Annotated in this window: 23 protein-coding genes; 22 read left to right on the top strand and 1 reads right to left on the bottom strand. The window is 71.9% G+C overall.

Annotation, left to right across the window (positions count from 1 at the left end; all coding sequences use genetic code 11):
• Positions 1-5 precede the first annotated feature (5 nt).
• The 6 genes from ACIBF5_RS16040 to ACIBF5_RS16015 all read left to right on the top strand — a co-directional run bounded on the left by ACIBF5_RS16040 (position 6) and on the right by ACIBF5_RS16015 (position 8,005).
• Positions 6-836, top strand: coding sequence for an aminoglycoside phosphotransferase family protein (locus ACIBF5_RS16040; protein WP_396812197.1), 831 nt, complete (start codon positions 6-8; stop codon positions 834-836).
• A gap of 292 nt (positions 837-1,128) precedes the next feature.
• Complete coding sequence (locus ACIBF5_RS16035; protein WP_396812195.1) at positions 1,129-2,502, top strand: ammonium transporter; 1,374 nt, start codon at positions 1,129-1,131, stop codon at positions 2,500-2,502.
• Positions 2,503-2,527: 25 nt separating this feature from the next.
• On the top strand, positions 2,528-2,866 hold the full coding sequence (locus ACIBF5_RS16030; protein ID WP_173041812.1) for a P-II family nitrogen regulator: 339 nt from the start codon (positions 2,528-2,530) through the stop codon (positions 2,864-2,866).
• 10 nt (positions 2,867-2,876) lie between these two features.
• Positions 2,877-5,168, top strand: coding sequence for a [protein-PII] uridylyltransferase (locus tag ACIBF5_RS16025; protein WP_396812193.1), 2,292 nt, complete (start codon positions 2,877-2,879; stop codon positions 5,166-5,168).
• A 192-nt stretch (positions 5,169-5,360) separates the two neighbouring features.
• Positions 5,361-6,905: a signal recognition particle protein gene (ffh, locus tag ACIBF5_RS16020; protein WP_396812192.1), complete on the top strand. Its 1,545-nt coding sequence runs from the start codon at positions 5,361-5,363 to the stop codon at positions 6,903-6,905.
• A gap of 11 nt (positions 6,906-6,916) precedes the next feature.
• On the top strand, positions 6,917-8,005 hold the full coding sequence (locus ACIBF5_RS16015) for an amidohydrolase family protein (RefSeq protein WP_396812190.1): 1,089 nt from the start codon (positions 6,917-6,919) through the stop codon (positions 8,003-8,005).
• Positions 8,006-8,161: 156 nt separating this feature from the next.
• On the opposite strand, the gene ACIBF5_RS16010 is transcribed toward ACIBF5_RS16015, so the two are convergent.
• Entirely contained in the window at positions 8,162-8,503 is a 342-nt protein-coding gene (locus ACIBF5_RS16010) for a hypothetical protein (RefSeq protein WP_396812188.1), read from the bottom strand.
• A 415-nt stretch (positions 8,504-8,918) separates the two neighbouring features.
• Here ACIBF5_RS16010 and proS point away from each other — a divergent pair, with 415 nt between their 5' ends.
• The 16 genes from proS (at position 8,919) to ACIBF5_RS15930 (ending at position 25,159) form a co-directional block, all read left to right on the top strand.
• Positions 8,919-10,325 (top strand): proline--tRNA ligase, encoded by a 1,407-nt coding sequence (proS, locus tag ACIBF5_RS16005; protein ID WP_396812186.1) that lies wholly within the window; start codon positions 8,919-8,921, stop codon positions 10,323-10,325.
• Between the two features lie 74 nt (positions 10,326-10,399).
• Positions 10,400-11,023, top strand: a complete 624-nt coding sequence (locus tag ACIBF5_RS16000) for a DUF402 domain-containing protein (RefSeq protein ID WP_396812184.1) — start codon at positions 10,400-10,402, stop codon at positions 11,021-11,023.
• A 158-nt stretch (positions 11,024-11,181) separates the two neighbouring features.
• Positions 11,182-11,748 carry a hypothetical protein gene (locus ACIBF5_RS15995; RefSeq protein ID WP_396812182.1) on the top strand — a complete coding sequence of 189 codons (567 nt, stop codon included), beginning with the start codon at positions 11,182-11,184 and terminating at the stop codon, positions 11,746-11,748.
• 15 nt (positions 11,749-11,763) lie between these two features.
• Positions 11,764-15,471, top strand: coding sequence for a PKD domain-containing protein (locus tag ACIBF5_RS15990; RefSeq protein WP_396812181.1), 3,708 nt, complete (start codon positions 11,764-11,766; stop codon positions 15,469-15,471).
• 125 nt (positions 15,472-15,596) lie between these two features.
• Complete coding sequence (locus tag ACIBF5_RS15985) at positions 15,597-16,592, top strand: polyprenyl synthetase family protein (protein WP_396812179.1); 996 nt, start codon at positions 15,597-15,599, stop codon at positions 16,590-16,592.
• Position 16,593: 1 nt separating this feature from the next.
• Complete coding sequence (locus ACIBF5_RS15980) at positions 16,594-18,885, top strand: geranylgeranyl reductase family protein (RefSeq protein WP_396812177.1); 2,292 nt, start codon at positions 16,594-16,596, stop codon at positions 18,883-18,885.
• 229 nt (positions 18,886-19,114) lie between these two features.
• Positions 19,115-19,582 (top strand): 30S ribosomal protein S16, encoded by a 468-nt coding sequence (gene rpsP, locus ACIBF5_RS15975; protein ID WP_396812175.1) that lies wholly within the window; start codon positions 19,115-19,117, stop codon positions 19,580-19,582.
• Positions 19,557-19,817: an RNA-binding protein gene (locus ACIBF5_RS15970; RefSeq protein ID WP_246017239.1), complete on the top strand. Its 261-nt coding sequence runs from the start codon at positions 19,557-19,559 to the stop codon at positions 19,815-19,817. The genes rpsP and ACIBF5_RS15970 overlap by 26 nt, the downstream gene beginning before the upstream one ends.
• Positions 19,817-20,383: a ribosome maturation factor RimM gene (gene rimM / locus ACIBF5_RS15965; RefSeq protein ID WP_396812173.1), complete on the top strand. Its 567-nt coding sequence runs from the start codon at positions 19,817-19,819 to the stop codon at positions 20,381-20,383. Before ACIBF5_RS15970 ends, rimM begins: the two co-directional genes overlap by 1 nt.
• Before the next feature lie 71 nt (positions 20,384-20,454).
• Entirely contained in the window at positions 20,455-21,231 is a 777-nt protein-coding gene (gene trmD / locus ACIBF5_RS15960) for a tRNA (guanosine(37)-N1)-methyltransferase TrmD (RefSeq protein WP_396812171.1), read from the top strand.
• A gap of 151 nt (positions 21,232-21,382) precedes the next feature.
• A complete protein-coding gene (gene rplS / locus ACIBF5_RS15955) occupies positions 21,383-21,739 on the top strand; it encodes a 50S ribosomal protein L19 (protein ID WP_396812169.1) in 357 nt (118 codons plus the stop codon).
• Positions 21,740-21,931: 192 nt separating this feature from the next.
• Positions 21,932-22,816, top strand: coding sequence for a signal peptidase I (gene lepB, locus ACIBF5_RS15950; RefSeq protein WP_396812167.1), 885 nt, complete (start codon positions 21,932-21,934; stop codon positions 22,814-22,816).
• Positions 22,813-23,469 (top strand): signal peptidase I, encoded by a 657-nt coding sequence (gene lepB, locus ACIBF5_RS15945; RefSeq protein WP_396812165.1) that lies wholly within the window; start codon positions 22,813-22,815, stop codon positions 23,467-23,469. The genes lepB (ACIBF5_RS15950) and lepB (ACIBF5_RS15945) overlap by 4 nt, the downstream gene beginning before the upstream one ends.
• Before the next feature lie 84 nt (positions 23,470-23,553).
• Positions 23,554-24,027, top strand: coding sequence for an NUDIX hydrolase (locus tag ACIBF5_RS15940; RefSeq protein WP_396812164.1), 474 nt, complete (start codon positions 23,554-23,556; stop codon positions 24,025-24,027).
• Positions 24,027-24,839 (top strand): ribonuclease HII, encoded by an 813-nt coding sequence (locus ACIBF5_RS15935; RefSeq protein WP_396812162.1) that lies wholly within the window; start codon positions 24,027-24,029, stop codon positions 24,837-24,839. Before ACIBF5_RS15940 ends, ACIBF5_RS15935 begins: the two co-directional genes overlap by 1 nt.
• On the top strand, positions 24,836-25,159 hold the full coding sequence (locus ACIBF5_RS15930) for a DUF2469 domain-containing protein (RefSeq protein ID WP_121158970.1): 324 nt from the start codon (positions 24,836-24,838) through the stop codon (positions 25,157-25,159). The genes ACIBF5_RS15935 and ACIBF5_RS15930 overlap by 4 nt, the downstream gene beginning before the upstream one ends.
• Positions 25,160-25,234: the final 75 nt, after the last annotated feature.

Here is a 25,234-nt window from a genome sequence, read left to right as displayed (position 1 = left end):
CCTCGGTGACCTACCGTGAACCGCCGCCGCGCATCGGGAGACCGTACGTGACTTCGCAGGAGATTCCACTGCACGGCGGCAACGTGAGCACCGTGGTACGCGTCGGCGACACCGTACGGCGCAACGCCGGGCCGTGGACGCCGTCGGTGCACGCCCTGCTGCGGCACCTGGAGTACGTCGGGTTCACCGGCTCGCCCCGGGCGCTGGGTATGGACGAGCGCAACCGGGAGGTGCTGTCGTACCTGGAGGGGGAGTGTGGCGTCTATCCGCTCGCCCCGCACTGGGTCACCGACGAGGCGCTGGTGACGGTCGCCACCATGCTGCGGATGTTCCACGACGCCCAGTACGGCTTCGCCCCGGTGACCGGGGCGGTCTGGCGGTCGTTCGGTCCGCCACCGCCGGACACCGAGGTGATCTGTCACCACGACGCCGCCCCGCACAACGTGATCTGGCGGCCGGACGGCACCCTGGCGCTGATCGACTTCGACCTCGCCTCGCCGGGTGCCCGGATCTACGACGTGGCGTACGCGGCCTGGACCTGGGTGCCGCTCTTCTCCGACCGGGACTCGTACACGCTGGGTTGGAAGCGTCCGAACCGGCCGCGCCGGCTGCGGCTCTTCGCGGACGCGTACGGGCTGATCCCGCGCGACCGGCACCGGCTGGTCCGCACCATCCGGAAACGAATTGTCGATCATGTCGAGGGAATTCGTCGGATGGCCGCCGCAGGCGAGCCGGCGTTCGTACGCATCGTGCACAAAGGACACCTACGTCGGCCAATGCGTGATCTTCGACTGCTCGATTACGAGCGGCACACGCTGGAGTACGCACTCCGCTGACCCGCGTCGCTTTCCGTATAGCGCGGGCGGCCCTTTCGGTTGATATGCCCCCACCCGTTCTATCGACTGTGAGGAATTCGTCACACGTCCGAAACAACTGGTCACGCCCTGGAAACCTGACGGAGACCCTGGGTGAAACAGCCAGCCGGGAAGCTTCCGCCCAACCGGCGCGGCGGGCAGCGCTGCCCCTGAGTCGGTGGAAGTTTCGACTCGGGCCTCGTGGTAGCGGGGACAGTACCGGGCCACGAATCGGAGCTTTCGAGGGGAGGAAACTCAATTTTAGGAGGCCAGCGTGCCTGAAGCACCGACGATCGACGGCGCCAACACTACGTGGCTGCTGGTTTCGACGGCGCTCGTTTTGCTCATGACCCCCGGCCTGGCGCTGTTCTACGGCGGACTGAACCGGTCCAAGGGCGTACTGAACATGATGATGATGAGCTTCTCGGCTATCGGGCTCATCTCGATCCTGTGGTGGTTCTACGGATTCAGCGTCGCCTTCGGCGCGGACAGTCACGGCCTCTGGGGTGACCCGGGCGCCTACCTCGGCACCAAGACGTTCCTCGCGGAGACGGACCTCTGGGGCACCACCGGAATCCCGATCTACGTGTTCATGGCCTTCCAGATGGTCTTCGCGGTGATCACCGTCGCGCTGATCAGCGGTGCCATCTCCGACCGGGCCAAGTTCGCCGGCTGGCTGGTCTTCGCCTTCGGCTGGGCCACCCTGGTCTACTTCCCGGTCGCGCACTGGGTGTGGGGCGGCGGGTTCATCGGCGCCAAGCTCCACGCGCTCGACTTCGCCGGTGGTACGGCGGTGCACATCAACGCCGGTGCCGCGGCGCTCGCCCTGGCGCTGGTGCTCGGCAAGCGGCTCGGCTGGCCTCGCGAGGGCATGAAGCCGCACAACATCCCGCTGGTGGCGCTCGGCGCCGGCCTGCTCTGGTTCGGCTGGTTCGGCTTCAACGCCGGCTCGGAACTGACCGTCGACTCGGTCGCCGGCCTGGCCTTCATCAACACCCAGCTCGCCACCGCCGCCGCCGTGCTCGGCTGGATCGTGGTCGAGTGGATCAAGGGTGGCAAGCCGACCATGGTCGGTGCCTCCTCCGGTGCCATCGCCGGTCTGGTCGCGATCACCCCCGCCTGCGGTTTCATCGCACCCTGGGCCTCGGTGCTACTCGGCATCGTCGCCGGCATCGTCTGCGCCCTCGCGGTCGGCCTGAAGTACAAGCTCGGCTTCGACGACTCCCTCGACGTGGTCGGCGTGCACTTCGTCGGCGGCTGGATCGGGTCGCTCTGGCTCGGCCTCTTCGCCACCAACTCGGTCAACGCCGCGATCGGCGACGTGGTCGGTGCCTCCGACGGTCTGTTCTACGGCGGCGGCGCGACCCAGCTCGGCCGGCAGGCCCTCGCCGGCCTCGTCGTCACCGTATGGTCGTTCGTGATCGCCTGGGTGTTGGGCTTCGTGATCGAGAAGACCATCGGCTTCCGGGTCAAGACCGAGGCCGAGGTCGACGGGATCGACATCGCGGAGCACGCCGAGAGCGGCTACGACCTCTCCACGGGTGGCGGCAGCGGCGGTGGCGGCGCGTTCGCCATGGCCGGTATCGGCACCCCGAGCAACACCGCGGCCGAGCCGGCCGCTCCGGTCAGCGAAAAGGTCGCCGGTTAACGTCTCTGCGATGGAGGGTTTGGACATGAAGCTGGTGACCGCGGTCATCAAGCCGTACCAGCTGGACGCGGTGAAGGAGGCCCTGCACGCCCTCGGCGTCGCCGGCCTGACCGTCAGCGAGGTCCAGGGATACGGACGGCAGAAGGGCCACACCGAGGTGTACCGGGGAGCCGAGTACACCGTGGAGTTCCTGCCGAAGATCCGGGTCGAGGTGCTGACCGACGAGATCGATGTCGAGAAGGTCGTCGACGCGGTCGTCACGGCGGCCCGTACGGGCAAGATCGGTGACGGCAAGGTCTGGGTCACGGCCGTGGAGGATGTCGTCCGCGTCCGGACCGGTGAGCGCGGCCTCGACGCGCTCTGAGCAGATGGCGATGACCAGGAGGGGTACCGGGCCGGCAGCAGAACTCACCGACACCGGAGCACCACTGCTCACCGCCGGGATCGGCGCCGCCGCACGGGAACACCGTGCGGCGGCGCTCGACGCCTGGCTGCGTACCCTCATGCCGTCCGGACCGGACGGCACCGCACTGACCGGGGTCGCCCTGGTCGCCGTCGGCGGCCTCGGTCGCCGGCAGTGCTCCCCCTACAGCGACCTCGACCTGGTGCTGGTGCACGACGGCGTGCCCGGGATGGACGAACTCGCCGCCGCCGTCTGGTACCCGATCTGGGACGCCCGGCTCGGCCTGGACCACTCGGTCCGCACCATTCCCGAGGCGCTCTCGGTCGCCCACGACGACGTCAAGGTCGCCCTCGGCCTGCTCGACGCCCGGCACATCGCCGGGGACGAGTCACTCACCACCCGGCTCACGGTGGCCGCCGGCGACCAGTGGCGACGTACCGCCGTGCGGCAGCTACCGGTGCTGCACGAGGTGACCGCCGCCCGGTGGAAGGCCCACGGCGAACTCGCCTTCCTGCTCGAAGGCGACCTCAAGGAGGCCGCCGGCGGGCTGCGCGACGTCGGGCTGCTGCGCGCCATCGCGTACGCCGGCATCAGCGACGCCCTGCGCCCCGCCGTACGCGCCGCCCACCTGCGGCTGCTCGACACCCGCGACGCGCTGCACGTCTCCCGGGGCCGGCGGGTCGACCGCCTGGTCGCCCAGGAGCGCGAATCCGTCGCCACCCTGCTCGGGCTCGACGACGGCGACGCGGTGCTGCGCCGGGTCGCCGGTGACGCCCGTACCGTCAGCCACGCCCTCGCCGACGCGTTCCGGGCCGCCGACCGGCTCCGCTCCGGTCGACTGCGTGGCGCCGACGGGCGTGGCGCCGACGGGCGGCTGCTGCGCCGCCCGGTCGCCCGGGACGTGGTCGAACACGACGGTGAGCTGGTCCTGGCCCGGACCGCGATCGGCGCCCGACCCGACGCCAGCCTGTCGCTGCGGGTCGCCGCCGCCGCGGCCAGCACCGGGCTGCCGATCGCGCGGGCCACCTGTGAATGGCTCGCCGCCTACTGCCCACCGCTGCCCACCCCGTGGCCGGCGCCGGCCCGCGCCGCGCTGATCACCCTGCTCGGTGCCGGCCCCGGCCTGGTGCCCACCTGGGAGACCTGCGACCGGTACGGCCTCGTCGACGGCTGGCTGCCGGAGTGGCCCCGGTTGCGCAGCCTGCCGCAGCACAACCCGGTGCACCGGTACACCCTCGACCGGCACCTGGTGCAGGCCGCCGCCGAGGCGACCGCGTACACCCGCGAGGTCGACCGGCCCGACCTGCTGCTGCTCGCCGCGTTCCTGCACGACGTGGGGAAGGGGTTGCCCGGTGACCACAGCACCGTCGGCGCCCCGATCGCGGGTGGGATCGCCGCCCGGATCGGCCTGCCGCCGGCCGAGGTGGACCTGATCGAGAAGCTGGTCCGGCTGCATCTGCTGCTACCGGACGTGGCGACCCGTCGCGACCTGCGCGACCCGGTCACCATCTCGCACGTTGCCGACGCGGTCGGCGACAGCACCACCCTCGGCCTGCTGCACGGGCTGGCCCGCGCCGACGCCCAGGCCACCGGACCGGCCGCCTGGTCGGACTGGAAGTCCCGGCTGATCGCCGAACTCGTCGGCCGGGTGCACACCGCGCTGGACACCGGCGAGCTGCCCGACCCACCGGCCCCCGACCCGGCCCTGCTCGACGGGCCGCTGCCGGCCGTACACCTGGACGGCTCACGGGTCGCGGTGGCCGCCGCCGACCGACGCGGCCTGCTCGCCGCGGTCGCTGGTTGCCTGGCCCTGCACCGGCTGGAGGTGCTCTCCGCCGACGCCATCACGGTGGCCGACCGGGGTCTGGTCGAGTTCCAGGTCCAGCCCCGGTACGGCACCCCACCGGACCCGATCGCGCTCACCGCCGACCTGCGTCGCGCCGTCACCGGCGACGTCTCGGTCACCCAGCGGCTGCGCGGCCGGGCGCTGGCGAGCCGGGGTGCCGGGGCGGCGCCGAAGGTGGTCTGGCACCGGGCGGTCGCCACCGACGCGGTGGTGCTGGAGCTGCGTGCGGCCGACTCCGGTGGCCTGCTCTACCGGGTGGCGACCGCGTTGGACGAGGCGGGTGCGCTGGTCCGGGCGGCTCGGATCTCCACCCTCGGCGGAGACGTGGTCGACGCGTTCTACCTGGTCGGCGACTGGTCCGAGCCGGCCGAACGGGACCGGGTCGAAGCCGCCGTACTCGCCGCCGTCGCCCCCTGAACCCCTGCGGCGTACGTCGACCCGGGGCGGGGCACGGGTTGGTCGGGTGGCGCGAGCGGTGGTGGGTGCGGGTCGGCAGGGCCGGCAGCGACGCGGCGGTCGGGGTGGTGGGCGGCTACCCTAACGGTGGCCGGGTGTGTGGTGCCGGCCCGAGTCCTGCCCGCGGAAACTAGACAAACGGGATGTTGCGCCGTGTTTGACACCTTGAGCGATCGCCTCTCCGGGATCTTCACCAAGCTCCGCGGGAAAGGCCGCCTCACCGACGCCGACATCGACGCCACCGCCCGGGAGATCCGGCTGGCGTTGCTGGAGGCCGACGTCGCGCTGCCCGTGGTCAAGAGCTTCATCGCGAGCCTCAAGGAGCGGGCCCGGGGCGCCGAGGTGTCGCAGGCGCTCAACCCGGCCCAACAGGTCATCAAGATCGTGCACGAGGAGCTGGTCGCGGTCCTCGGCGGCGAGGGGCGGCGGCTCCAGTTCGCCAAGCAACCGCCGACCGTGATCATGTTGGCCGGCCTCCAGGGTTCCGGTAAGACCACGCTCGCCGGCAAGCTCGCCCGCTGGCTCAAGGCACAGGGACACCAGCCGATGCTGGTCGCCGCCGACCTTCAGCGGCCGAACGCGGTCGGTCAGCTCCAGGTGCTCGGTGGTCGGGCCGGCGTCGAGGTCTACGCCCCCGAACCGGGCAACGGCGTCGGCGACCCGGTGCAGGTGGCGCAGGCGTCGATCGAGCACGCCAAGCGGGCCGCCCGGGACATCGTCATCGTCGACACCGCCGGCCGGCTCGGTATCGACGCGGAGATGATGGCCCAGGCCGCCTCGATCCGGGACGCGGTCCAGCCGGACGAGGTCATCTTCGTGATCGACGCCATGGTGGGTCAGGACGCGGTACGGACCGCCGAGGCGTTCCGGGACGGTGTCGGCATTACCGGCGTGGTTCTCTCCAAGCTCGACGGTGACGCCCGCGGTGGTGCGGCGCTCTCCGTACGCGAGGTCACCGGGCAGCCGATCCTCTTCGCCTCCACCGGCGAGAAGCTGGAGGACTTCGACGTCTTCCACCCGGACCGGATGGCGAGCCGGATCCTCGGCATGGGCGACGTCCTCACTCTGATCGAGCAGGCCGAGCAGGCCTTCGACTCCGATCAGAAGGAGAAGATGACCGCCAAGCTGATGGGCGGCGAGCAGTTCACCCTGGAGGACTTCCTCGACCAGCTCATCGCCGTACGCCGGATGGGTCCGATCGCGAACGTGCTGGCCATGATGCCCGGCATGGGGCAGATGAAGGACCAGTTGGCGGAGCTGGACGACAGCCACTTCGACCGGGTCACCGCGATCATCCGCTCGATGACCCCGGGTGAGCGGACCAACCCGAAGATCATCAACGGTTCCCGCCGGCTCCGGATCGCCAACGGCTCCGGGGTCACCGTGATGGACGTCAACCAACTGCTCAACCGCTTCACCGAAGCGCAGAAGATGATGAAGCAGATGGGCGGCATGATGGGGCTGCCCGGAGGCCGGCGCAAGGCGACCAAGTCGCCGAAGAACAAGCGCAAGGGCACCAAGGGCGGCGGTCGGCCCCGGGTCGGCGGTCCCGCCGGTGGCTTCCCCGGTGGCGGGTTCCCCGGCATGCCGCAGCTCCCGCCGGGGCTGGACCCGGGTGCCCAGCAGGGGCTGCCGCCCGGATTCAAGCTGCCGAAGATCGACTTCAACAAGTTCACCAAGCGCCCCGACGACAAGTGACCCCGGCCGGCGTGCCGAATCGGGCACTGCACGTACGCGGGGTGGTGCTCCCCGACGACGAGGTCCGCGACCTGTGGCTGGACGGCGACCGGGTGACGTACGAGCCGGTGGCCGGGGCGGTGACCGTGGCCGAGGGCGGGTTCGTGCTCCCCGGGCTGGTCGACGCGCACTGCCACATCGGCATCGCGCCGAGCGGGCGCCCGATCAGCGGGCTGGACGAGGCCCGCGCGCTCGCCGTACCCGACCGGGAGGCGGGGGTGTTGGCGATCCGCGACGCCGGTTCGCCGTACCCCTATCCGGAGTTGGACGACGAACCGGGACTGCCCCGGCTGGCCCGCGCGGGCCGGCACCTCGCGCCGCCGAGGCGTTACCTGCGGGACATCGCGATCGAGGTCGGCGGGGACGATCTGCGGGCGGCGGTGACCGAGCAGGCCCGGGCCGGCAACGGTTGGGTCAAGCTGGTCGGTGACTGGATCGACCGGGACGCCGGGGACCTGGCGCCGACCTGGGACCCGGCCGACCTGGTCGGCGCGGTCGAGGCCGCGCACGCTGCCGGGGTACGCGCCGCGGTGCACACCTTCTCCGAGTCGGCCGTGGAGATCATGGTCCGGGCCGGGGTGGACTCGGTCGAGCACGGCACCGGGTTGAGCGTGGATCTGGTCGACGAGATGGCCCGGCGGGGGACCGCGCTGGTCCCCACGATGATCAACATCGACACGTTCGGTGGCATCGCCGAGCGGGCCGCCGAACGTTTCCCCGGGTACGCGACACACATGCTCGCCCTCCGGGACGGCTTTCCCGAGGTGGTCCGCGCGGCGTACCAGGCCGGAGTGCCGATCTACGTCGGCACGGACGCCGGTGGCGGCATCAACCACGGGCTCGCGGCCGAGGAGATGTTGCTGCTGCACGAGCGGGCCGGCATGTCCACCCTGGACGTCCTCGCCGCCGGCTCCTGGGGGGCCAGGGCCTGGCTCGGCTTCCCTGGCCTGGTCGAGGGGGGTCTCGCCGACCTGGTGGTCTACGACACCGACCCCCGCGTCGACCTGCGGGTGCTGCGCACTCCGCGCCGGATCGTGCTGCGCGGCCGGGTGGTCCGCTGAGCCGACGGGACGCTCGCCCGCCCGTCGGCGGGGTGCGCCCCGGAGCGATGCTTCTGATCCACGCGCTCCGATCTGTTCTCTGGGTGCCCCCGGCAACAGATCGGAGCGCGTGGATCGAGGGAGGCGGCCTGGTGCCGCGGTGAGCCGGTGTCGGCGTCAGCCGCAGAGGACGTCGGTCAGGGTGTAGCTGGTGCCGCCCACGATCTGACCACCGAGCGTGTACGTCCAGACCTCGGTGGTGTTGCGGCAGTGGTAGGTGGCCACCCCGGTGCCGCTGGCGACGTACTGCTGTGCGCCGCCGTTCTGGCTGCGGAACAGCACCAGGTATCCGGGCTGCCAGCCGCCGGCACAGGCGACGCCGCCGGTGACCTCGACCTTTCCGGCGTAGTGGGCGATCGTGTAGATCCCCTGACAGGGCACCGCCTGTGCGGCGGAGCCCGGGACGAGGACGGCGGCGGCGGCGATGGCCGCGGCGGCGAGCAACCTGACGATCTTCACGGTGATCCTTCGCGGGGAGGCAACGGGGGACGGGTGCGGTGGGGTGGCCGGGCAGGTGACGGCGTCCCTGCGCGGCGGGTCCAGGAGCCAGCCGAAATCGGCGCTGATGGATGGCCCTGGACGCAAGGATCGTAAGGACGGGCGCAGATCACCGCAAGATTTGAAGAGAACTCTGAAAAAACATGCGAAGCCCTCGGGTCGGGACGTGCCCGACGATCTCGGACCCCGCCCCTGCCCTCCTGTCGGCTCGTGCTCCCTGTCGCCGAGAGGCTCGGGCTTCGCGGTCAGCGGGCTCGGGCTTCGCGGTCAGCGGGCTCGGGCTTCGCGGTCAGCGGGCTCGGGCTTCGCGGTCAGCGGGCTCGGGTGGGGTGGGCGAACGTCGGGGAGCGTCGGGGGGCGCATAGGATGTGCGGTCATGGCACGCGTGCTCACTCCCCGTGCGGAGGACTTTCCCCGCTGGTACCAGGACCTGATCGCCAAAGCGCAACTCGCCGACAACGGCCCGGTGCGCGGGACGATGGTCATCCGACCAGCGGGCTACGCCATCTGGGAGCGGATGCAGGCCGAGATGGACAACCGGATCAAGGCGGCCGGGGCGGAGAACGCCTACTTCCCGCTCTTCATCCCGGAGAACTACCTCAAGCGCGAGGCCGAGCACGTCGAGGGCTTCTCGCCGGAGCTGGCCGTGGTCACCCACGGTGGCGGCAAGCCGCTCGCCGAGCCGGTCGTGGTCCGCCCCACCAGCGAGACCGTGATCGGCGAGTTCATGGCCAAGTGGGTCGACTCGTACCGGGACCTGCCGCTGCTGCTCAACCAGTGGGCGAACGTGGTCCGCTGGGAGCTGCGCCCCCGGATCTTCCTGCGCACCAGCGAGTTCCTCTGGCAGGAGGGGCACACCGCGCACGCCGACGAGGCGGACGCGCGGGCCTACGCCCGCCGCATCCTGCACGAGGTGTACGAGGACATGATGGTCAACGTACTGGGCATCCCGGTGGTCGTCGGGCGCAAGACCGCCCGGGAGCGGTTCGCCGGCGCCACCAGCACGTACACCCTCGAAGGCATGATGGGCGACGGCAAGGCGCTCCAGCTCGGCACCAGCCACGAGCTGGGGCAGAACTTCGCCAAGGCGTTCGACATCACCTACTCCGCCGCGACCGGCGGAATGGAACACGCGTGGACCACCTCCTGGGGCACCTCGACCCGGATGCTCGGTGGCCTGATCATGACCCATGGTGACGACAACGGGTTGCGCGTGCCGCCCCGGCTCGCCCCGATCCAGGCGTACGTGATGGTGGTCAAGGCCGGCGACGGGGTGACCGAGGCGGCGGCGAAGCTGCGCGACGCGCTGCGTGACGCCGGAGTCCGGGTCGCGCTCGACGAGCGGGTCGACACCCCGTTCGGTCGCCGGGCCGTCGACGCCGAACTCAAGGGCTACCCGGTACGGGTCGAGGTCGGCCCTCGTGACCTGGCCGCCGGCAACGCGGTGGTGGTCCGGCGTACCGACGGGTCGAAGACCCCGGTGCCGGTGGCCGACACGGTCGGCGCGGTGCTCGCCGCGCTCGACGCCGACCAGCAGGCACTGCACGACGAGGCGCTCGCGCTGCGCCAGTCCCGCACCGTCGAGGTCGCCACGCTCGCCGAGGCGATCGAGGCGGCGGCGACCGGCTGGGCGCGGGTGCCCTGGTCGGCCGTGGGCGCCGAGGGCGAGGCCGAGGCGAACGGGCAGGGCGTCACCGTCCGTTGCCTGGTCCGCGCCGACGGCTCGGTGCCGGACTCCGAGGACGAGCCCGACCTGATCGCCATCCTGGCCCGCTCCTACTGACGGTGTCGGCCGTCGCGCGCCATCTTCGGGGAACCGGGGCGACCGAGCCCCGGTTCGCCCCGGGCCGTCTGATCATGCACCGCAACGTGCGGCGGGGCCGGATCGGCTGGGTCCGGCCGGCGACGGTGGTCAGCGACGACGACCGGGGCCTGCTGCTCTGGATCGGGCGCGGCACACCGGTGGCGCACGAGGTGGCCGACGACGGCCGGGGTATGCGGGCGATGCCGTTCACCGAGTGGCTGACCCGGTCGTACCAGTTGGCCACGGGCGTCTGGGCGGGACCGCCGCTGTTGATGTTCCTGCCCGCCGGGGCCGACCACTCGGTCTGGTGGTTCCGCGACGGTGCCACCGACCGGTTCACCCACTGGTACGTCAACCTCGAAGAGCACGCTCAGCGCTGGGACGACGGTGCGGTGGCCGGGGTCGACATGGTCGATCAGGACCTCGACATCCTGGTCCAGCCCGACCTGACCTGGTGCTGGAAGGACGAGGAGGAGTTCGCCGAGCGCCTCGCCCACCCGGAGGGCTACTGGGTGCCGGACGAGGCGGCGGTCCGCGCCGAGGGTCTGCGGGTGGTGGCGACGATCGAGTCCGGCGGGTTCCCGTTCGACGGGACCTGGTGCGACCTCGTGCCGGATCCGGCGTGGACGATCCCGGCGGCGCTGCCAGCCGGCTGGAACCGCCCGCCGGTGCGCTGAACCGCTCCCGGTGTGGCGGCGGCGCCGGGTGGACGTACCGGCCGACGAGTCCGGACAAAACGGCACGCCGCAGTGTGTCGTGCTCCTGACAGAAGTCATAAAACCCCAGGTCAGCGGCCTAGGCTCCGGGCAAGTCGTTCCCCTGGTGGGAGGTCCCCGTGGCCGACCAGATCACCTCCTGGGCAGACCTGCAGGCACGCGCAGCCGAGATCCTCGCCCGGGTCAACGCCAATCCCCGGCTGGGCCGCGCCGCCGCGGCCAACCCGATGCTCACGCTGGGACGGCTCGACTACACCCTCGACCCCGAGGCGCGGGTCGCCATCGCCGACCGGCTCCGACTGGGCCCCGCCGCCGCCGAGCGCCTCGCCGACCTCCGTCGCGAGGTCGCCGGCCTCGCCGGTCGGGCCGTCGACCCGGACGACGCCGAGGACGTACGACACCTCCTGGTCGAACTCGGCATCGTCCCCGTGGCACCCGGGCCGGTGCTCGACACCAACCCGCCGCCGTGGCGACCCGGAGGGACCGGACCCGACCCGCTGCGCCGCCTGCGTGACCAGCACCCGGTGCTGGCGCCACTGCTCGACTACCGCCGGATCTCGGCCTCCCGCCCCCGGTTCGCACCCGAGCCGGTCTTCACCGCCCTGCTCGACGGGGAGGGGTGGGCGCCGGTGACCGAAGTGGTCGGTCGACTCCAGCGGGGCGCGCCGCCGAGCGTCGAACGGTAGCGCGGGAGGAGCGGGATGGTCGACACACACGGTTTCGACGTGGTGGTCCAGGCCACCCCAGCGGTGCTGCGCAAAGCCCTGCGCGCCGCCTGGAAGTCCGGCAGCGTCCCGCAGTACCTCGCCATCGGGGCCGGGCTCGACCTCGGCGGTCACACCACCTCCGGAGGTCAACTGGAGATCCCGGCCCACCAGCTCGACGCCGAACTGGTGCCCACGATCGACGGTTGCCGGCTCTCCTTCGGCCTGGTCGTCCAGGTGACCCTCGCCGACCCGCCGGTCCCCTCCGCCCAACTGCTCGACCTCACCGCCACCGTACGGGCCCAGGCGCCGATCGGGCCGCTGCCGGACTCCCGCGACGTGGGTGTCCGCTTCGACGGCCTGCCCCGGGGAGCCGTCGGCGTGACCGTCACCGGCGACCCGACCATCGGCAAACTCGACCAGATCCTGGCCGAGTACGTCCACCTCGCCTACTGCAACGGCGGTCCCGGTGGCCCGCCGCACCTCGGCGTACCCGCCTTCCCGCACGAGCGCGACGACACCGGGCAACGGTTCTCCTTCGGCGCCGGCAGCTACACCCTCGACACCCACCTGGAGATCTACGACGACCAGAGCCAGCCCACGCATCGGATCGAGGCGACCCGACCCGACCCCGGGACCGCACTGATCAGCGTGCCGAGCTACCTGCGGATCTGTCACGTTGACGGCGTCGATCCGGCGCCCACGCTCGCCGACCCGATGGCGATCGAGGCCCGGTGGGAGATCCTGGTCCGGTTGGAGACATCACCGGGGGTGTACACGCTGCGGTTCGACACCGCGGAGGTGAGCGTCCCCCGGCTCACCGCCGCCCCCGGACTGGAGGGCACCAACTACACGCTCAACAACAGCAACCTCTTCGGACTGCTGGAGGGCGGGTTGCGTACCTGGCTCGCCGAACAGGGCACGGCGCTGGCACAGGGCTTCGGTCCGCGCAGCGTGTCGGTGCCGACCGCCGGTCAGATCGAGTCGATGATCGGGGACCTGTTCCACGCCGACCTGGCCGGTCGAGGTTTCCTGGCGCTCTGGACCCCGGAGGCCGGCGGTGAACTCTTCGCGGCACGCGACGTGGTGACCCGGGTCGGCGCCCAGTCACTGACCATCGCCGTGAACGCCGGCCCCGGCGCGGACGTCGCCGCGATCGGGCACCTGGTGCCGTACGGGCGGGAGTTCGCCCTCGCGGTGCCCGGAGCGGTGCTGCGCGCCGGCATCGACGCCGCCCGGAGCCACCACGGGTGGGCCGAGGGCGACCTGCCCCGCCGGGTCGAACAGGACGACACCCGGGCCGACGTACGCGAACTCGACCTCGCCCTGTCCGACGGGGCGATCCGGATGACCGGCACGCTGACCGTGATCGACGCGATCCTCGGCTGCGTCGACATCGACGCCAGCTTCCGGTCCGAGGTCGGACTGCGCTGGCACCCCGACGGTGGGGCCGACGACGACGGCGTCCAGGTGCTGGAGTGCCAGGTGATCGGCGAACCGGAACTGGACCCGGAGCGGTCGGCCGCGTTCTGGCTCATCGCGACCATCCTCGCCGTGGTGAGCTGGGGCGCGGGCAGCATCCTGATCGGAATCCTCGTGGTGGTGGTCGCCGCCCTGGTCACCGCCATCGCCGCCAACACCGGTGCCGCGAAACTGGTCGACCCGACGAGCGGCACCATCCGGGGCGTCGCCGGTTGGCCCGCCCAACTCGCCCGCATCGGCCGGGTCCGGGCGGTCTTCCACAACCCGGTCACCATCCACCCGGACGGCCTCCTCGTCGCCGGGGACCTTGAGGTGGAGAGCGCGTACGCCGAGACGCCGGTGCGGGCCGCCCGTAGCGGTGGCTCGTACACCGGCACCGCCGGGTCGCCGCTCACCCTGACCGCCGGGCAGACCGACCCGGTCGCGCGCTACCGCTGGCGGCCCGGGGACGGCAGCCCGGCGGTGAACGTCCGGGACCTCTCGCACAGCTACGCCGCCAGCGGCGTCTACCTCGCCGAGCACCGCCTCACCGTTCCCGACCCCGGCGGCGCCACCAGCCACAACTACGCCCTGGTGTACGTGGCCAACGTTCCGCCGACCGTGGACGCCGGCCCGGACCTGGTGGTCGACCAGGGCGAACTGGTGACCCTGGTCGGCCGCTTCAGCGACCTGGAATGGACCGGCTCACACGTCACCAGTTGGAACTTCGGCGACGCGTCGCCGATCGAGCCCGGCACCGTCGTGGAGACGCACACCCCACCCCGGGCCGAGGGCACCAGCACCGTCCGGCACGCCTGGTGCGACGACGGGGTGTACGAGGTGACGCTGCGGGTCCGGGACCGCAACGGCGGCATGGCCAGCGACACCCGGCTGGTGACCGTACGGAACGTCTCGCCGACCGTCGACGCCGGCCCGGACCTCTTCACCTACCCGGCCACGGTGCTCACCCTCACCGCCACCTTCAGCGATCCGGGCTGGTGTGACACCCACACCGCCACCTGGTCGTTCGGGGACCGGACGGGGGCCATCCCGGCGGTGGTGACCGAGACCCACCAGGCACCGGCGAGCCGGGGTACGGCGGTGGCGGCGCACCGCTACCCGGACGGTGGCACCTTCCTGGCCCGCTGCACCGTGGTCGACGACAACGGCGGTACGGGCAGCGCCGAGGTGGTGATCCGGGCCATCGACGTGGTGAACCGGCACTTCGAGGACGGTTTCGCCCAGCGCGGCACCGGTGCGGTGGCGATCGGCTGGGAGCCGTACCTGCGCTCGTCCTCGCCGGGAACGAACACCGCTCCCCGGCACACGGCCAGCAATGTCGTCGTCCACGGTGGACGCAGGGCGCAGGGCCTCCAGGTCGGTGCCCGTGAACGGGTCGGGGTGTACCAGCGGATCGGCGCCAACCCGGACTGGTCCTACCAGCTCACCGCCTGGTACGACCTGGATCAGGCCCGCCCCGGCACCGCCCGGCTCGGCGTCGACCCGGCCGGCGGCGACGACCCGGGTGCCGCCACCATCGTGTGGAGCGACGGCACGGCGAGCGGGCGGTGGAGCCCGCTGACCGTACGGGTCACCGCCGGCGCCGCCGCGATCACGGTCTTCCTGGAGGCGTACCGGCCGGACGGGCGGGACCCGGCGCCGGGCGCCGAACGGGTCTGGTTCGACGACGTGGAACTGCTCGTCGCCCAGCCGTACTGCCCGCCGGCACCGCCACCGCCGACCGAGGTCGAACTCGACTTCGGTGCCAGGGAACGGGGTGCCCAGTTCCCGCCGGACTGGTCCGACCAGGAGTTCTCCCTCCGTACGCCGGACGGCGCCGGTCGGGCGGTGGTGGCGCTGGAGCCACCGGCCAGCGGCACCGCGCTCCGCCTCGGCCTCGGCCTGGTGCTCCGGCCGCCGCGCCCCGCCGAGCGGGTCGTCGTCACCCTGCTCCACACGGGTGGCCGGCCGCTGTCGCTGAGCGCGGTCGACGCCGCCGGCAACATTCGGGACCGGGCCCAGCTCCCACCGGCCAGCCCGGCGCTGCCGGCCAGTGCCGTGTTGACCGGGCCGGGCATCGTTGCGGTCAGGATCGACGGCCGGGGCGCGGAGGCGTTCCTGATCCGCTGTCGTGCCGTGCTGGACGCCCCTGTCCCGCCCGGTCCACGGGAACCGACCCACCCGGTGGCGGCACCGCCGTCGCCGGACACCGCGGGCGGGTACGGACGGGGCTGGCGTGACTGACCACGCCGGCCGTAGGCCCCCCGCCACCCGGTCACCCGGGACGAGCCCAGGAGGTCCGCCATGACCAGTTCGCGTCGGCACCCGTACGCGGCCGGGCCGCCGCCGGCCGGGACGGAGCGGCTCCGATGACCCTGGCCGGGGCGGCGACGGTGGACGACCGTTGGCTGACCAGTGCGCGAACCCGGACCGCCCTCGCCGAGCTGGACCAGCGGATGAAGGACGCGGTGGCGTCGCGTGACCCGGGCCTCTGGACCATGGCCACCACGCTGCTGGAACGGGGCGGGAAACGGATCCGGCCGGCGCTGCTCCTGGTGGCCGGCGAGTTCGGCACCTTCCGGCCCGATCGGCTGCTCGACGCGGCGGCTGCCCTCGAACTGCTCCACCTCGCCACGCTGTACCACGACGACGTGCTCGACCGGGCGGTCTCCCGCCGGCACGGGCCGACCGTCAACGCCGAGTGGGGTGAGCCGGCGGCCGTGGTCACCGGCACCTTCCTGGTGGCCCGGGCGAGCGCGTTGATCGCGACCTTCGACGACAGCTACGGCCGGGAGGTGGCCCGTGCCCTGGTCGCCCTCTGCGCCGGGCAGTTGCGGGAGACGGAGAACGCGTTCCACACCGGGCTGACCGAGGAGGAGTACATGAGGATCATCGCGGGCAAGACCGCGACCCTGTTCGAACTGCCCTGCCGACTCGGTGCCCGACTGGCCGGGGCGCCGGACCGGTTCGCGACGGCGCTCTCCCGCTACGGTCACGACCTCGGTGTCGCGTTCCAGTTGGCGGACGACGCGCTGGATGTCTGGGGCAGCGCGGAACGGTTGGGCAAGTATCCGCTCGGCGACGTCCGGGAGGGCGTCTACACGCTCTCCGTACTGCGGCTGCTGGCCCGGGGGACACCGGCCGCGCAGCGGGTACGCGAACTGCTCGGGGTGCTCGACCCCGGGGCCGCGCAACTGGCCGAGGTACGCAACCTGGTGCTCCGTTCGGGTGTCGTGGACCAGGTCCTCGGCGAGGCCCGCGAACTCGCCGCCCGTGCCCGGGGCCACCTGAGCGTGCTTCCCGCCGGACCGGCGCGGGAGTCGTTGTGGCGCCTCGCCGACCACGCCATCGCCCGGGCCGGTTGAGATGGGCGGGGCGGCCGGCCCGGACCGGCTCGACGCGGTGGTGGTCGGCGCCGGCCCGGCCGGCTCCGCGACCGCGTACCACCTGGCCCGACGGGGACGGCGGGTGCTGCTGGTGGACCGCCGGGACTTCCCCCGGGACAAGAGCTGCGGCGACGGGCTGACCCGCAGGGCGGTCCGGTTGCTGGGCGAGATGGGGGTACTGGAGGAGCTGACCGGGGCAGCCCGGGTCGGCGGCGTCCGGATCAGGATGCGGGGTCGGGGGAGCCGGGACTTCTGGTACGACGGGGACGGGCCACTGGCGTACGGAATGGTGGTGCCCCGGCTGGAACTCGACGCGAAGCTCTGCCACCGGGCGGTCCGGGCCGGCGCCACGCTCTGGTCCGACGCCCGCGCCACCTACCTGCTCGGCGAGCCCGGCGCGGTACGCGGGGTGGAGATCGAGCGGGAGGGACGGCGGATGGCGGTCCGGGCCCCGGTCGTGGTCGCCGCCGACGGCGCCGCCTCGGGGCTGGGCCGGCAGGCCGGGCTCCGCTCGGGTGAACGGGATCGAACCGGGTTCGCCGCGCGCGGCTACTTCGCCGACGTGATCGGCGCCGACCCGTTGCTGGAGATCCACCTGCCGCTCTTCGACATCACCGAGCGGCACCTGCTTCCGTCGTACGGCTGGGTCTTCCCGGTCGGCGGCGGGGTGGTGAACGTCGGAGTCGGCCTCTTCGATCCGGCCCACCGGGACAGCGTCCGTGGTCTCTACGACCGGTTCATGAGCGAGCTGATCCGCGACGATCCCCGGTTCCACCGGGCCCGGCCGGTCGGTCGGATGAGCGCGGCCCCGCTGCGACTCGACTTCGACCCGGACCGCTGCGGGGTGCCAGGGCTGCTCCTGGTCGGCGACGCCGCCGGGCTGGCCAGCCCGTTCACCGGCGAGGGGATCAGTCTCGCGCTGGAGTCCGGTGTGCTGGCCGCGGCCCGGATCGACGAGGCGCTGCACGAGTCCGCCGACGAGCCGATCGACCCGGCGCCGTACGCCCGCGCGCTCGCCGCCCGCCACGCCGGTCACTTCGAGGCGGGCCGTGAGACGGCGCGGCGTTACCTGCTCACCTGGCGGGTGTTGGAGTCGACCTTCGACGACGACCGCCCGATCTTCGACCTCTGTCGCCGGCTGGTGCTCTTCCCCGACGGGGCCCGCGTACAGCGGTTGCTGGGTCCGTTGCCGGCGATGGACCCGGCGCTCGGGCGCGCGTTGCGGCGGGACCTGAACACCGTCGCCGACCTGCTCACCGCCTGCGTACGCGACGAATGGCCGATGTTCGTCGGCCTGGCCGCACCGGACGAGGAACTGGCCTCGGTCGCGCTGCGCCCGGCGGTGCTCCTGCTCCTCGCCGGGTACGTCGGCCAACGTCGCCATCCGCTGCGCCACGCGCTGGCCGCGGCGGTGGATCTCGGGATGTTCGCCGGGCTGGCGATGGACGGGGCCGGAGCAGCCAACGCGCCGCCCGGCGCCGGGGCCGCCCGCGTACGGCCCGGGGCAGGTGCCGGCGCCGGGCTGCCCGGGGTGAGAGTGCCGACGCCCCGGTCCGGTCCGGTCTCCGCCGCCGGGGCGGGCCGGTGGTCGACGCCCGCCCGTCCGGTGCCCTGGGGTGACCGGTTCGCCATCCTCACCGCCGACTACCTGCTGGCCCGGGCGTACGAGCTGGCCGCGCGGGGCGGCGCGGCGATGGTGGCGGAGTTCGCCGAGGCGTTGACCGCGAGCTGTGAGGCGCGGGCCGGGCAGTGGCGCCAGGACCGGCCGGGAGGGTCCGTGGTCGACCACGCGGTGTCCGGGTGGGGCGACCCGGCGGGGCGGACCGACTGGTCGGCGCGGGCCGAGGCCCTGGCCGGCCGGGCGGCGATCTCCTTCGAACTGCCGTGCCGGCTCGGCGCCCGGCTGGGTGGCGTGGGCGCGTCGGTGGTGAACGCGTTGGCCAGCTACGGCCGGAACCTCGGGGTGAGCCGGGCGCTCGCCGGGGAACTGCGGTCCGCGACCGGTGACGCCGACGTGGCGCGGTCGACGGAGATCGCCCGGGTCGGCGACGAGTACGCCTGCCGGGCGCGTGAGGCGCTCGCCCGGGTCCCCGAGGGGCCCGCCCGCGACCTGCTGCACCGGCTGGCTGAGCCTCCGGTCACCGGTGACGCCCCCGTCGCCCGCCCGGCGCCGCCCTCCGAGCCGGTTTCTGGGCTGTCGCCCGAGCCGCCTCCCACGCCGTCGGAGACGGGTGGGGTGGGGCATCATGGGCAGCGCCCGGAGAAGCGTTGAATAGGACAATCAGGGCGGATAGGCGAGTTGGTCGGGTCCGAGGTGAGATCTCCGTACTGGATCTGGCACAATGGGTCGCTGGTATCCGGCACGCGTCCGGCGCCCTCTAACCCGGGCGTGTCGCCAGTCCACCGAGTTGTCTCCGGCCCAAACCCCACTGTGCCGGTCGGCGCTCACCCGCCCACCGCCCTCCCGGGCCGGTGAGAATCGCAACAGGAGCGAACACACTGTGGCCGTAAAGATCCGGCTCCTGCGGATGGGTAAGATCCGCAACCCGCAATACCGCATCGTCGTCGCCGACTCGCGCACCAAGCGCGACGGTCGCGCGATCGAGTTCGTCGGGATCTACCAGCCGAAGGAACACCCTTCGGTGATCCAGGTCAAGTCGGACCGGGTCCAGTACTGGCTGTCCGTCGGCGCGCAGCCGAGCGAGGCGGTCCAGCGTCTGCTGGAGAAGACCGGCGACTGGCAGCAGTTCAAGGGCCTGCCGGCCCCGCCGCCGCTGCTGGTGAAGGACGCGCCGGCCGACCGCCTGGCGGTCTACGAGGCTGAGGCCAAGGCAGCTGCCGGCCTCGCCGAGGCGCCGGCCAAGTCGGCCAAGAAGGCGGCCAAGGCTGCGCCGACCGAGGCCGCTGCGGCCGAGGAGCCGGCGAAGACCGAGGAGCAAGCTGGTGCCGCCTCCGGCGAGCAGGCCTGACATGGCTATCCGGCCGGCACTGGAGCACCTGGTCAAGGGCATCGTCGACCACCCGGATGACGTTCGGGTCCGGCTGGTCGACTCCCGTCGGGGCAAGCGACTTGAGGTGCGCGTGCACCCCGAGGACCTCGGCACGGTGATCGGCCGGTCCGGGCGTACCGCCAAGGCGCTGCGCCAGGTGATCGGATCGATCGGTGGTCGCGGGGTCCGGGTCGACATCGTCGACTCGTACTGATGCTCCTGATCGTCGGCCGGATCGGCCGGCCGCACGGGGTCCACGGTGAGGTCACCGTGGAGGTGCGGACCGACGAGCCTGAGGCACGGTTCGCCGTCGGGTCGGTGCTGCGCACCGACCCGACGGCGGCCTCCTCCGCCACCAGCCCGGCCCCGGTGGCCCGTCCCGGCGAGCCGGTACGGGTGCCGGAGGAGCTGACCATCGAGACCGTCCGCTGGCATCAGGGGCGTCCGCTGGTGCTCTTCGAGGGCTTCTACGACCGGGATCTCGCCGAGGTGCTGCGCGGCACCCTGCTCTGGGTGGACAGCGCGCAGGTGGCACCGCCGAGCGACCCGGACGAGTTCAACGACCACCAACTGGTTGGCCTGACCGTGGTCAGCCCGAGCGGTGAGACGCTCGGTGAGGTGGCCCGGATCGACCACGCACCCGCTTCCGACCTGCTGGTGCTGCGCCGCCCGGAGGGCCGGACCGCGTTGGTCCCGTTCGTCAAGGCGATCGTGCCCGAGGTGGACCTGGCCGCCGGCCGGGTCGTGGTCGACGCTCCCGCCGGTCTTTTCGACCTCTGACCGGCTCTCCCACCTCCGACCAGCCGGTCCTCGGACAGATCGGCTGGCCTTCGAGCTGAGCGGTGACTGGCATGCGCGTTGACGTGATCTCCATCTTCCCGGACTACTTCGCCCCGCTCGATCTCTCCCTGATCGGCAAGGCACGTGCCTCCGGCGTGCTCGACCTGGGCGTACACGACCTGCGGACGTGGACCCACGACGTGCACCGGACCGTCGACGACACGCCGTACGGCGGCGGGCCGGGCATGGTGATGCGACCCGAGCCGTGGGGCGAGGCGCTGGACGCCCTGGCCCCGTCCGGCGCGACGCCACCGCCCCGACTGCTCGTGCCCAGCCCGGCCGGGGTGCCCTTCACCCAGGCGCTCGCGTACGAGTTCGCCGCCGAGCCACACCTGATCTTCGCCTGTGGCCGGTACGAGGGCATCGACCAGCGGGTGCTGGCGCACGCCGAGACCCGGATGCCGGTGACCGAGGTCTCCCTCGGTGACTACGTGCTCTTCGGCGGCGAGGTCGCGGTGATCGTGATGCTGGAGGCGATCACCCGGCTGCTGCCCGGGGTACTCGGCAACGCCGACTCGCTCGACGAGGAGTCGCACGCGCACGGGTTGCTTGAGGCACCGGTCTACACCAAGCCGCCGAGCTGGCGGGAGCAGGACGTACCGGAGATCCTCCGTTCGGGTGACCACGGCCGGATCGCCCGTTGGCGGCGGGACGAGGCGCTGCGGCGTACCGCCGCCCGCCGACCGGACATGCTCGCCCGGTTGTCGACCGAGCAGCTGGACAAACGGGACGTGGCGACCCTGCGTGAGGCCGGATTTCAGGTGCCGCCCGCCGATATGGCAAAGTAGGGAGGTTGCCGTGCTCGTCCGCGCCGCGGGCGGGTACGAGGATCACCGGCCTCCGTGCCCGGCCACCAGGCCGGTACCGGCGGGTCGAGGATCAGAATCACCAATGTGCGCGCCGACGCCCGGTGCGCCGTAACCTTACGAGGATGCAGCGATGAACACCCTGGACGTTCTCGACGCCCAGTCGCAGCGGACCGACATCCCCGCGTTCCGCGCCGGTGACACCGTCAAGGTGCACGCCCGAGTCATCGAGGGTAACCGTTCCCGGGTCCAGATCTTCCAGGGCGTGGTCATCCGTCGCCAGGGTGGGGGCCTGCAGGAGACCTTCTCCGTCCGCAAGGTGAGCTTCGGCGTCGGTGTCGAGCGGACCTACCCGCTCAACAGCCCGGCGATCGACCGCATCGAGGTCGTCACCCGTGGTGACGTCCGGCGGGCCAAGCTCTACTACCTGCGTGAGCTGCGCGGCAAGAAGGCGAAGATCAAGGAAAAGCGCGAAAAGGCGGTTAGCTGACCGTTTGCGGCGACGCCTCCCGTCGTGGGGTGCCGTCCGGGTCGGCGGGTACTACGCTGGCCGCACGGGCAGAAGCGGAACGTATCCCCGCGGCTACGGCCGTGGGGGCGTGACGCGTCCGCGCTACCGCCCCAGGCCGACATCATCGGCCTGACCGGGCGGTAGCGCCGTATCTCGGGACCGGGGAGCCGCGTGGTACGCAGGGTGGAGGAAGAGGACGACGTCGAACCTTGGCGTCGGCGGGTCCGTCGTGTCCGCAAACAGATGCCACTCTGGCAGGAGCTTCCGCTGCTTCTCGTGGTCGCGTTCTGCCTCGCGGTGCTGATCCGCAGCTTCCTGCTGCAGGCGTTCTTCATCCCCTCCGGTTCCATGGAGGACACCCTGCTGATCGGCGACCGGGTGCTGGTCAACAAGGTCGTCTACGACATGCGCGACCCGATCCGGGGCGAGGTCGTGGTGTTCCGGGGCACCGACCGCTGGGCGCCACAGCAGAGCGACGAGCCCGAGCCGGGTTTCGTCGGCAAGCTGGGCCGGACCGTCGGCGACCTGGTCGGGGTCAGCCGCCCCGGTGAGAAGGACTTCATCAAGCGGGTCGTCGGAGTCCCCGGCGACCGGGTCAAGTGCTGTGACGAACAGGGTCGGGTCACGGTCAACGACGTTCCCCTCGACGAGACGTACGTGCTTGAGGACTCCCCCCTGGACATCCCGCCCGACCCCCGGGAGTGTCGCTCCCGCCGTTTCGACGAGGTCGTGGTCCCGGCCGGTCAGCTCTTCGTGATGGGGGACCACCGGCTGGTCTCGCAGGACGCCCGGTGCCAGGGACCGGTGCCGATCGACAACGTCGTCGGCCGAGCCTTCGTGGTCGTCTGGCCGTACAGCCGCTGGAGCGACCTCTCCGTGCCGGAGACCTTCGAGAAACTGCCGGAGACGGTGGCGGCACCCGCCGGGGCACACCCGCCGGTCACATCGGACGGCGGGGCCGGACTGGCGCTCGTACTCCCGATTCTGGGGCCGTTGTTCATTTCCGCGCGTTCCCGGCGATGGCTCCCAGCTCCGCGTCGTAGGCTCCACCCGTGATTGACGAGCAGACCGACAAGCCGAAGCCACGTAATTCCTTCTGGCGGGAACTTCCCGTCCTGCTCGGCGTGGCCGTGCTGGTCGCGGTTCTGGTCCGGGCCTTCGTGCTGCAGACCTTCTACATCCCCTCGCCGTCTATGCAGCACACCCTGGACATCAACGACCGGGTGCTCGTCAACAAGCTGGTCTACGACTTCCGCGACCCGCACCGGGGCGAGGTGCTGGTCTTCCGGGCGCCGTTCGAGTGGAGCAACAACCCCGACGGCGAGGACTTCATCAAGCGGGTGATCGGGGTCGGCGGCGACCACGTGGTGTGCTGCGACCCGCAGGACCGGTTGATGGTCAACGGGCACCCGCTGGACGAGTCGTACATCTTCTCCGAGAACGGGGTGCGGGACCGCGCCGCCGACGAGGAGTTCGACATCACCGTGCCGAAGGGACGGCTCTGGGTGATGGGCGACCACCGGTCGGCCTCCGGTGACTCGCTGGAGCACTGGGAGCAGTCCAAGGCGACCAACCCCGACGGGGACATCAACCTGGCCACCATCCCGGTCGACTCCGCGGTGGGCCGGGCGTTCACCGTCTTCTGGCCGCTCGACCGGGCGAAGTGGCTCTCGGTGCCGGACACGTACGACGGGGTCCCCAATTCGTAACGACCGACCGTACGGTCACTGCTGCACCGGATCCCGGGGCGGCCGGTCGTACCCGGTCCCGCCGGGCGCGTCTAGGCTGATCCGGTGACTGTCTTCACCCCTCGGCAGGCCGCCCGGGTGCTGTTGCTCGACGCCGAAGACCGGGTGCTGCTGTTCCACGGCTGGGACCCGGCCCGTCCGGGCCACCGCTACTGGTTCAGCCCCGGTGGTGGGCTCGATCCGGGTGAGTCGTCGGTCTCCGGGGCTGCCCGGGAACTGGCCGAGGAGACCGGCCTGCGGCTGGCCCCGGAGCAGCTCGGCGCCCCGGTCTGGGAGGAGACCACCGCGTTCTCGTTCGGTGGCCGGTGGTACCGCCAGCAGCAGGAGTTCTTCCTGTCCCGGCTGCCGGACGGGCCGGCCGTTTTCGAGGTGGACACCGCCGGGTTCGACCAGACCGAGCGGGACTCGATCGACGAGCACCGGTGGTGGTCGGTGGCCGAGTTGGAGGTCACGCCGGAGCGGTTCTACCCGGCGGAGCTTCCCGTGCTGTTGCGTCGGCTGCTGGGCGGTGAGCGCTGATGCTGACCCCGCCACGGACCGTGGTTCGCCGCGCGGGCGGCCTGTACGCGTTGGAGCGGGCGCTGCAACGGCGTGGCTTCCGGTACGTCGCCGGGGCGGACGAGGCCGGTCGGGGCGCCTGTGCGGGCCCCCTGGTGGCCGCGGCGGCGGTGTTGCCCGAGGGGCGGCGCGGCGAGATCGACGAGCTGGCCGACTCGAAGCTGCTCACCCCGGCCGCGCGGGAGCGGGTCTACAGGGCGGTGGTCGAGCAGGCGCTGGCGTACGCGGTGGTGGTCATCCCGGCCGACGAGGTGGACGCGCGTGGGCTGCACGTGTGCAACCTGGCGGCGATGCGCCGCGCCCTGGCGTCCCTGTCCACCCGGCCGGATTACGTCCTCACCGACGGGTTCGGGGTGGACGGCCTCGGGGTGCCGGGACTGGCGGTGTGGAAGGGTGACCAGGTTGCGGCCTGCGTCGCGGCGGCGAGTGTGTTGGCGAAGGTCACCCGAGACCGGATCATGGTGGAGCTGGACGGCCGGTACCCCGGCTACGGTTTCGCCGAGCACAAGGGTTACATCACGGCGGAGCACACCGCCGCGTTGGAACGGCAGGGACCGTGCGAGGAGCACCGCTTCTCGTACGTCAACGTGGCGTCGATCTCCGGTCGCGCGGGGAGCCCGCCACGAGCCCGGCGCCCGATCGGGGTCGGCCGGGTCGAGTCAAGGAAGCGGACGACCCCGCTAGAGAGTACCGTCGGCGTGGCGTTGGGGGAGCAGCCTCGGCCGCCAGCGTCGGTGGGGGAAGATGTGGCCATGGAAGGCGGAGTGCGATGAGCGCGGAAGATCTCGAGAAGTACGAGACCGAGATGGAGCTGCAGCTCTACCGGGAGTACCGCGATATCGTCCGCCAGTTTTCCTACGTGGTCGAGACCGAGCGCCGGTTCTATCTCGCCAACCAGGTTGACCTGCACGTACGGAATTCGGACGGTGAGGTCTACTTCGAGGTGGAGATGCACGACGCGTGGGTCTGGGACATGTACCGACCCGCGCGGTTCGTGAAGAATGTCCGGGTCATGACGTTCAAGGACGTCAACGTAGAAGAGCTGGAAAAGCCGGAGATTTCCCTTCCTGCGGATTCCGGCTTCGGTAACTGAGCCTTCGCGGCACGGACGTGTACTGACACCTACGAACGGCGGCGCCGGTAACCCAGTTACCGGCGCCGTGATTCG

Source organism: Micromonospora sp. NPDC050417 (genome assembly GCF_044458865.1).
Classification (GTDB): Bacteria; Actinomycetota; Actinomycetes; order Mycobacteriales; family Micromonosporaceae; genus Micromonospora_G.
Note: the sequence above shows the minus strand (reverse complement) of the source record. Positions and strands in the feature narration are given on the sequence as shown.

Coding starts and splice junctions, on each gene's coding strand:
- ACIBF5_RS16030 (WP_173041812.1), top strand. CDS start 2,528: ATGAAGCTGGTGACCGCGGTCATCAAGCCGTACCAGCTGGACGCGGTG.
- ACIBF5_RS16025 (WP_396812193.1), top strand. CDS start 2,877: ATGACCAGGAGGGGTACCGGGCCGGCAGCAGAACTCACCGACACCGGA.
- proS (WP_396812186.1), top strand. CDS start 8,919: ATGGCACGCGTGCTCACTCCCCGTGCGGAGGACTTTCCCCGCTGGTAC.
- ACIBF5_RS16000 (WP_396812184.1), top strand. CDS start 10,400: ATGCACCGCAACGTGCGGCGGGGCCGGATCGGCTGGGTCCGGCCGGCG.
- ACIBF5_RS15990 (WP_396812181.1), top strand. CDS start 11,764: ATGGTCGACACACACGGTTTCGACGTGGTGGTCCAGGCCACCCCAGCG.
- ACIBF5_RS15985 (WP_396812179.1), top strand. CDS start 15,597: ATGACCCTGGCCGGGGCGGCGACGGTGGACGACCGTTGGCTGACCAGT.
- ACIBF5_RS15980 (WP_396812177.1), top strand. CDS start 16,594: ATGGGCGGGGCGGCCGGCCCGGACCGGCTCGACGCGGTGGTGGTCGGC.
- rimM (WP_396812173.1), top strand. CDS start 19,817: ATGCTCCTGATCGTCGGCCGGATCGGCCGGCCGCACGGGGTCCACGGT.
- trmD (WP_396812171.1), top strand. CDS start 20,455: ATGCGCGTTGACGTGATCTCCATCTTCCCGGACTACTTCGCCCCGCTC.
- rplS (WP_396812169.1), top strand. CDS start 21,383: ATGAACACCCTGGACGTTCTCGACGCCCAGTCGCAGCGGACCGACATC.
- ACIBF5_RS15935 (WP_396812162.1), top strand. CDS start 24,027: ATGCTGACCCCGCCACGGACCGTGGTTCGCCGCGCGGGCGGCCTGTAC.
- ACIBF5_RS15930 (WP_121158970.1), top strand. CDS start 24,836: ATGAGCGCGGAAGATCTCGAGAAGTACGAGACCGAGATGGAGCTGCAG.